A 1,107-nucleotide genomic window follows, 5' to 3' on the forward strand; every position below is an offset into this window, starting at 1 on the left:
ACTCGGTGGGATGACATACACTTGTTGATATGCCTGGCTCCACAAATACTCAATGATAAGGTTGTGCGCTGTTTCGAGCCCGAGCACACACTCGTCCGGAGCTAGGCCAAGTTTGCGCCGGGCACCATCCAGCTGCACAAAACCGTCTAGACTGTGCGGGATGGTCAAACGGGCTACGTCAACTCCGGCTTGGTTCATAAACACCACATCGTGTTTGTCTTCGCTCCAGTCGGTTCCAATGTATACTTGCATGAGAACCTCCTAAAGCGCTGGCTGGAGATCTCCCACCGGACGCCCTGGGTTGTGTTCCTGTTACGGCGCTCACAGCGCGGCACGCTTTGGACAGTACCACTGGGCAGGCCTGGGGGACAGTCCGCAGGAAGCACTCGCAGTGCCAGAGGGTGGGGGTCCTCAGCTCCCAGGCTGGACGGCCGGTGGCGTGGGCAGGTGGAGGATTGGTCCAATCCTGTTTTACCCCATCGGCTTTCTGTTGTCTATTGTACAGTAACAGGAGAGGGTGGGTCCCCTCCCCACGGTTGGTAAGTACGCTATAAAGATCGTTCGGATTCGAAATGATGTGTGTGCTTCACGAAAAAGTGTCCCAACGAAGGCCGGGACACTTTTTATATTGTGGAGTGTGTATTATATAATTGATCCATGTCTACGCCAATTTTGGCCACAAAGCTCTATATTCCCCTGCCTCGATCCAAAATTGTCCTCCGCCCACATCTGATCGAGCGGCTGAACCAGGGGTTGCACCATAAGCTGATCCTCATCTCTGCCCCTGCCGGCTTTGGAAAAACCACGCTGCTCAGCGAGTGGGTGCAAGCAATGGGCTTAGCGACTCCGTCTATTGCCGTTGCCTGGCTCTCGCTAGATGAAGAGGACAAAGATCTCGTCCGCTTTCTGATTTATCTGGTCGCTGCTTTGCAGACGATTGCACCGAATATTGGTGCTAGTGTGTTGGATGTGCTTCAATCCCCTCAACCGCCGCCAGTTGAATCGATTCTAACGACCCTGGTCAATGAAATCACTTCTCTCACAGATGATTTTATCCTCGTCCTTGACGACTACCATTCGATCGAAGCCCAACCGGTTGATGCGTCG

2 protein-coding genes are annotated in these 1,107 nt (G+C 53.5%); one reads left to right on the forward strand and one right to left on the reverse strand.

The features are described from left to right. On the reverse strand, positions 1-252 hold a 252-nt coding region (locus tag V6D20_14710; GenBank protein ID HEY9817031.1), incomplete at its 3' end, for a transposase. A 405-nt stretch (positions 253-657) separates the two neighbouring features. On the opposite strand from V6D20_14710, the gene V6D20_14715 reads away from it, so the two are divergent. Then, positions 658-1,107: hypothetical protein (locus V6D20_14715; GenBank protein HEY9817032.1), on the forward strand; the 450-nt coding region annotated here is incomplete at its 3' end.

Source organism: Candidatus Obscuribacterales bacterium, from assembly GCA_036703605.1.
GTDB lineage: Bacteria > Cyanobacteriota > Cyanobacteriia > RECH01 > RECH01 > RECH01.